General features: G+C 70.3%; 4 protein-coding genes. 2 read left to right on the forward strand and 2 right to left on the reverse strand.

Annotated features, from left to right (window positions below; genetic code table 11):
- The first annotated feature begins 37 nt into the window (after window positions 1-37).
- Together VKZ50_14865 and VKZ50_14870 are read left to right on the forward strand one after the other, a co-directional pair.
- Window positions 38-2,338 carry a xanthine dehydrogenase family protein molybdopterin-binding subunit gene (locus tag VKZ50_14865; GenBank protein ID HLJ61004.1) on the forward strand — a complete coding sequence of 767 codons (2,301 nt, stop codon included), beginning with the start codon at window positions 38-40 and terminating at the stop codon, window positions 2,336-2,338.
- 13 nt (window positions 2,339-2,351) lie between these two features.
- A complete protein-coding gene (locus tag VKZ50_14870) occupies window positions 2,352-3,215 on the forward strand; it encodes a PhzF family phenazine biosynthesis protein (protein ID HLJ61005.1) in 864 nt (287 codons plus the stop codon).
- A 62-nt stretch (window positions 3,216-3,277) separates the two neighbouring features.
- Here VKZ50_14870 and VKZ50_14875 read toward each other — a convergent pair whose 3' ends face one another.
- Entirely contained in the window at window positions 3,278-5,230 is a 1,953-nt protein-coding gene (locus tag VKZ50_14875; GenBank protein HLJ61006.1) for an O-antigen ligase family protein, read from the reverse strand.
- Window positions 5,227-6,810: an ABC transporter substrate-binding protein gene (locus tag VKZ50_14880; GenBank protein ID HLJ61007.1), complete on the reverse strand. Its 1,584-nt coding sequence runs from the start codon at window positions 6,808-6,810 to the stop codon at window positions 5,227-5,229. The genes VKZ50_14875 and VKZ50_14880 overlap by 4 nt, the downstream gene beginning before the upstream one ends.
- Window positions 6,811-6,959 lie beyond the last annotated feature (149 nt).

A 6,959-nucleotide genomic window follows, 5' to 3' on the forward strand; every position in this document is an offset into this window, starting at 1 on the left:
CGCCACCACGCAACGGTAGCCCACTTAGGAGGAGCCCATGCCGCGGATCATCAAGCAGAAGATCGAGTTCGAAGGACGCATCGAGGAGCGCGACGTCGTGATCGAGGGCGACGACCTGCCCGTGTGGCAGGCGAGCGAGTCGTTCACGGTCATCGGCACGTCCGTGCCCCGCGTGGACGGCGCGGAGCGGGTGGGCGGCCGGGCCCGCTACACCGCGGACCTGTATCCGCCGGGGTTGCTCCACGGCGCAGTGTTGCGGAGCCCCCACGCGCACGCCCGGATCGCCCGGTTCGACGCGTCGGCCGCGGAGCGGGCGCCCGGGGTACGACTCGTACTGTCGGCCGCCAACGCGCCGAAGATCCCCTGGTACAACGGCAAGAGTTGGTTGTTCGACACGGAGCTGCGCTACGCCGGCGACGAGGTCGCGGTGGTCGTGGCCGACACGCCGGCGCAGGCCCGTGACGCGCTCGACCTGATCGAGGTCGAGTACGGGGTGCTGCCGCACGTGATCGACATCGACTCGGCGCTCCGCCCGGACGCCGTGCAGGTGCACGCCGACGGCAACGTGCTCGATGGCCCCGAACGCTACGAGCGCGGTGACGTCGAGTTGGGGTTCAGCCAGGCGGACGTGACGGTGGAGTTGCGGGCTGATACCCCGGACGTCCTGCACCACAGCATGGAGACCCACGGATCGGTCGCGCACTGGAACGGCGAGTCGCTCACGATCTGGGACTCGACGCAACACATCTTCGGCGTGCGGCGTCAGGTCGCGGGCGCGCTCAAGATCCCGCTCGATCGCGTCCGCGTCGTGAGCCCGTTCATGGGCGGCGGGTTCGGCAGCAAAAACGGCGCCGGGAAGTACACGATCGTCGCGGCGATTGCGTCGCGGCAGCTCGGTCGGCCGGTCAGGCTCATGTTCACGCGCGCAGAAGAGAGCCAGGCGGCCGGGAAGCGCCCGCAGAGCTTGCAGCGCATCCGGCTCGGCGCGAAGCGGGACGGCACCCTCACCGCGATCGACTACTGGGGCGCGTCGAACCTCGGCGCCTACCGGTCGATCGGGTCGCCGCTCGCCGGGCCGATCAAAGAGCTGTACGCCTGCCCGAACGTGCGCACCGAAGTGTTGAACGTGTTCACTCACATCGCCCCGTGCGCGGCGTTTCGGGCCCCCGGGTTCGTGGAGGCCACGGTCGCGCTCGACAGCGCGATGGAGTTGCTGGCGGACACGCTCGGGGTGGACCCCCTCGCGCTGCGCCGCCGCAACTACGCGGACACGGACCAGGTGATCGGACGTGGCTATTCCAGCAAGTTCCTGCGGGACGCGTACGACCTCGCCGCCAAGGCCGCGGGCTGGGACCGCCGCTCCCCCACCCCGCCGGCTCCGGTCACGGGACACGGGAAGCGTCGCGGGTTCGGGATGGCTAGCCAGATCTGGGGCGGCGCCGGTTCTCCGCCGGCATACGCCGAGATGCGGCTGAACGCCGACGGCACGGCGGAGGTGCGCATCGGTACCCAGGAGATCGGCACGGGCGCGAAGACGGCGCTCGTGCAGATCGCCGCCGAAGTGTTGACCCTGCCGGTGGACCGTGTGACCGTCTCGCTGGGCGACACCGATTTCCCGTACAGCCCGCTCTCCGCCGGCAGCCAGACGATCACGTCCTGCGGCCCCGCGGTGCGGATGGCCGCGGATGAGGTGCGACGCCACCTGGTCGACGCGGCGGCCTCGCTGCTCGAGGCCGCGCCGAACGACATCCGGCTCGAGGCCGGGCGTTTATTCGTCGCGGGCGTGCCCGAACGCGGGATGACGGTGGCCGAGGTCACCGGCCGCATGGGCAACTTCACGCTGCATGGACGGGGGTTCCGCGGGCCGAACCCCGACGGCGTCACGATCCGTACCTTCGGTGTGCAGATCGCCGAGGTCGAAGTGGACCTCGATACCGGCGAGGTGACCGTCCTGCGCATCGTGGCCTGCCACGACGTGGGCCGGGTCATCAACCCGCAGTTGTACGCGAGCCAGATCGAAGGCGGCGTGATCCAAGGGCTCGGCATGGCGCTCCGCGAGGAACACGTGACCGACATCGACAGCGGGACGGTGATGGACCTCGGGTTCGACAGTTACGCGGTGCCGCGCTCGTCGGTGATCCCGGAGATCGTCTCGCTCGCGGTGGACAAGCCCGACCTGATCGCCAACAACCTGGGCGCGAAGGGGGTCGGCGAGCCGCCGATCATCCCGACCCCGGCGGCGATCGCGAACGCGGTCGCGAACGCCATCGGCGCCCGCGTGACCTCGTTGCCGATTACGCCGGCGAAGGTGATCAAGGCGCTCGGACGTCTCCCATGAGCGGGGGTGGCGCGTGAGCGGGCGCTATCGGTACGAGATCTGCGACGTGTTCACGGACACCCCGCTCGCCGGGAACCCGCTCGCCGTATTCGTGGACGCACGCGAGATTCCGGAGGCGCGCCTGCGGCCGCTCGCCCGGGAGGTCAACTATTCCGAGACCGTGTTCGCCTACCCGCCCGGCGCGGGAGGCCATGCGCGGATCCGGATCTTCACGCCCACGCACGAGCTGCCGTTCGCCGGCCATCCGGTGCTCGGATCGGCGTGCGTGTTGGCCGCGCACCTCGGCGCGGCGGCGATCGGTGGCGACACGATCCGGCTCGAGACCGGACGTGGCGTCGTCCCCGTGCGGCTCCGCCGGGACGGGGATCGCGTCACGTTCGGATGGATGAGCCAACCCCTCCCGACCATCGCTCCGTTTGGAGACGCGGCGTCCGTGCTCGCCGCCGTCGGGGTGACCCGCTCGGCGTTGCCGGTCGAGGCCTATGACAACGGGATCAAGCACCTCTACGTTGCGCTGGACTCCGAGGATGCGGTCGCTTGTGTGGTGCCGGATCTGTCCGCGCTGGCGAGAGTCGTGCCGGAGCACGGCGTGAGCTGTTTCGCCGGTGCGGGACGGCACTGGAAGACGCGGATGTTCGCTCCGGGCCACGGCGTGGCCGAAGACCCCGCCACCGGGTCGGCGGCGGGCCCGCTCGCCGTACACCTGTGCCGGCACGGGCGCGTGGCGTTCGGCGAGGAGATCGAGATCACGCAGGGTGTCGAGATCACACGGCCGTCCAAACTGCACGCGCGCATCTCCGGGACCGCCGCCGCGCTCACGTCGGTTGAGGTGGGCGGCGCCGCCGTGATCGTGGGATCGGGGGAGTTCCGGGTGTAGCACGCACTTTCGGCGGGACGAGCGAACCCACGATCGCGCCGCCTGGTGCATGGCGGCGCACTCTAGTGTCCGGTGCTGATCAGTGTGAGGAGGCGCTCCGCTTCTGCCAGCTGCGCCGCGGATGCGTCGTACCTGGCACCACGTCCGTCGTGGTGTTCGATCGTGAGCAACTCGACGTCGTACAGGCGTACCGCCTCCCCCAGTTGCGCAGTCGCGCGGTCGCGGTCCCCGGCGGCCAGATCTGCTTCGGCGAGCCACAGCCGGTAGCGGGCCGTGTACGGGTCGAGGCGGACCGCGTCCTCGAGCGCCGCCGCCGCGGCCGCCTCGTGCTTCTCCGCGTGCTCGAGCCTTCCCAGTTCCGCGCGCGGATAGGCGTCCCAGGGACTGAGCCGGCTCGCGTACAGGTAGAGCTCGGTCGCCCGGTCCCGCATCGTCCCCCACGGGCCCATCGGGTTGTCGAGCCGGCGGACGTACAGATCGGCCAGCAGGTCGCCGAAGTACGCCGGCGTGACGCCGTCGAGCGGATCCGCGGCCATGGCCGTCTCGAACGTGCGCACCGCCTCGATGAACTCTCCGGTTTTGACTTGCTGCACCGCCTCGTCGTGCAGCGAGGTTGCCTCGACCGGCGGCGCGAGGAGCGGCGGCAGGCAGAGCACCACGGCGATGAGCGGGAGCACGAACAGCCGCTGCCAGAGGCGCACGGCCGGACGGTCGACGAGGGACGTATGCGCGGCGACCACCGCCGCAAGCAGGAGCAGCAGCGCGAGGTTCGTGACGACGAAGAGGCTCTCGTCCACGATGCTGACGGTGGCGAGGCCCGCCATTCCCGCGGCCCACCCGGCCAGCCACGCGCGCTCCTGGACTCCGCCGCGCACATAGCGGCGGGTGCCGCGCCAGATCCCCCACAACACCACGAGCGCAAGCAGCCCGCTCCCCACCTTCCCGGTCGTGACGAGGACCTGCAGGTAGTCGTCGTGCGCCGAGCCCGGCACGTTGATCATCGCGTACGTCTCCAGCACGTCCGGGACGCGGTACGCCGAGTACACGGCGTTGAACGTGCCCAGCCCCGTACCCCACGTCGGGTGCGCCCGCCACATCGCGAGGGCGGTGTGCCAGATGTAGAGCCGGCTGGTCCCCGTGTCCTCCTGGTCCGGGGCGATGCTCTGGGCCCGGGCCCCGACGCTCGGGAGCCTGACGACCGCGAGCCCGGCGACAAGCACGATCAACAGCAGCACGGGCCACGCGCGCCGCCGGACCGGCCAGAAGAGCACGGCGGCGACCACGATGAACACGCCGAGGCCCACGTAACCTCCGCGGGAATAGGTGACGATCAGGCCGAGCACCTCGGCCGCGAGCGCGGCGGCCGGCAGCGGGCGCCATGCCCACGGGAGGGACACCGTCAGCACGGCGGTGCCGGCGATGCCCAGCACGAGGAACGCCGCGAGCAGGTTCGGGCTCGCGAGCGTCCCGTACGCGCGCGTCCGGATGAGTTCGGCGAACGAGCGGCTGAGCCAGTACGCGGGGGTGGGCACCCCGCTCACGTACTGACCCAGCCCGATCACCGCCTCGCCGAGGGCGATCGCCACGAGACCGCCGAGGAATACGTGGGTCTTGACCCGGTCGTTCAGGGCCATGAGGGCCGCCAGCACGAGCACGAGCAGCGAGGTATGGAAGAAGATCTCCTCGCGGGACCCGTACAGGAACGTAGTGTGCGCGAGCGACAGGATCCCCAACGTCGCCGCGGCCGCGAGGCCCCACAGCGGGGCGCCGGGCAGCGCCCGGCCCCCCAGCAGCCGGCGGAACACGGACACGCCGCCGATCGCCAGCGCCGCTCGTTCGAACGCCAGCAGCGGCACCCGGTGTTCGAGGAACCCGGCCGACGGCATGAACGTAAGCCCGCCGAACACCGCCCATCCGAGCAGCGCCACGGTGGCGGCGAGGATCGCCCAGTCGAGCACCTCGCCGAGCGCCGCGTGCAGCCGCGGCGGCGCGCCGCCGGGGCCGCCCCTGCTCACGCGCTCAGCCACGCCTCGTGAAACCGCATCATCCCGTCCGGCTGGTCCACGAACCCTTGCAGCTTGGGCGACACCAGCTTGTACTCTCGCGGGAAGTACAGCGGCACATACGGCGCGTCCTGGGCCAGGAGCTTCGTGATCTCCGCGTACACGGCGCGCCGTTTGGCGATATCGTACTCTGCGCGGGCGCTGTCGAGCAGGTCCTGGACCTTGGGGCTCGCGTACCCGGAGTAGTTGAGCGATCCGATGCCCGACTGCGTGATGAACGGGTAAATGTCAAAGTCGGGATCGGGCCGCCCACTCCACGTGACAATCGTGGCCTGGGGCTGCAGCTTCACGACCTGCGTCACGTACTCCGTGCCTTCGATCACATCGATCTTCATCTGGATGCCGGCGTCGGCGACCATCGACTGGACCGCCTGGAGCACGGACGACAGCTGCCCCGCGGCCGGCGAGACGATCGTAAACGCGAGCCCGCCGGATGAACCTCCCTCCTGCAGCTTGGCCTTCGCCGCAGCCACGTTGCGCGCCGGGAGCGTCCAGCTCGCGTCGTACGCCGGCGTGCCGTTCGGGAAGAATGAGTACGCCGGATACGCCGCGCCCTGCAGCACGGCCCCGGCGATCGCGCGCTGGTCCACCGCAGCCAGCATCGCCTGCCGCAGCGAGGCGTTGTTGAACGGCGGCTTGGTCACGTTCAGCGCCAAGGCCGTCCACGCGATCGGACCGCGCTCGATCAGTCGAAACGTGCTCCCCGGCTGCGCCGCCTGCTGGCCGAGCGTCTTCACCTGCGGCAGCGGGACCAGGCTGACGATGTCGACGTCACCGGACTTCATGTTGCTGACCCGGGCGTTGTCGTCGATGAACACCCGGTACGTGATCGCGTCGAGGTACGGCCGGCCCTGCTGCCAGTAGTGCGGGTTCCGGCGCAGCGTGATGTGATCTTGCAGCACCCGCTCCACGTACAGGAACGGCCCCGTGCCGACCGGGTGCAGGCCGTAGTCGAGCCCGGCCTGCTCGGCCGCGGTCGGGGACACCATCATTCCGGCGCGATCGGTCAGTGCGTACAGCAGCGGGCTGTAGGGCTGGCTCAGCACGAGCTGGATGGTGTACGCGTCCACGATGTTGACCTTCGTGACCGGGCGCAGTTCGCTTTTGCGAAACGACGGATACTTCGGATCGAACAGCATGCGGCGGAAGTTGTACTCGGCCGCCTCGGCGTTGAACGGCGTGCCGTCGTGGAACCGAACCCCCTGGCGGAGCTTGAACGTGGCCAACTTCCCGTCCGCGCTGATCGTCCACGACGTCGCCAGCTTCGGGACGATGCGCAGGCGTTCGTCCGTGTCCACGAGCTTGTCGTACAGGCTTTGGTAGATCTGCCGGTCAACGTACGCCTGCGACCGGTGGGGATCCATCGTCGGCGGATCCCCGTCGATCGCCACTCGAAGTGTGCCGCCCGTGCGAATCCCCTGCGCGGACGCACGACCGCCGCCCGCGAGCGCCCAGGCCGCCGCGCCGACCCCCGCCGCCAGGAAACGCCGCCGGGTCGTACCGCGCCCCGTCCCACCCCCTGCTCGGTCCACGCGCATCCCCCCCTCTCCGTAGTCGTACCCGTCCGGCACTCGACAACCGCTTCGTCTTCGTCGACCGGGGCCCGTTGGTCCTCTCGACCTGTCGCTCGTTACGCGACTGCTACCGGGCCAGCCACCCGCCGTCCACGGCCAGGAGGTGG

This window comes from bacterium (genome assembly GCA_035295165.1).
Lineage (GTDB): Bacteria > Sysuimicrobiota > Sysuimicrobiia > Sysuimicrobiales > Segetimicrobiaceae > JAJPIA01.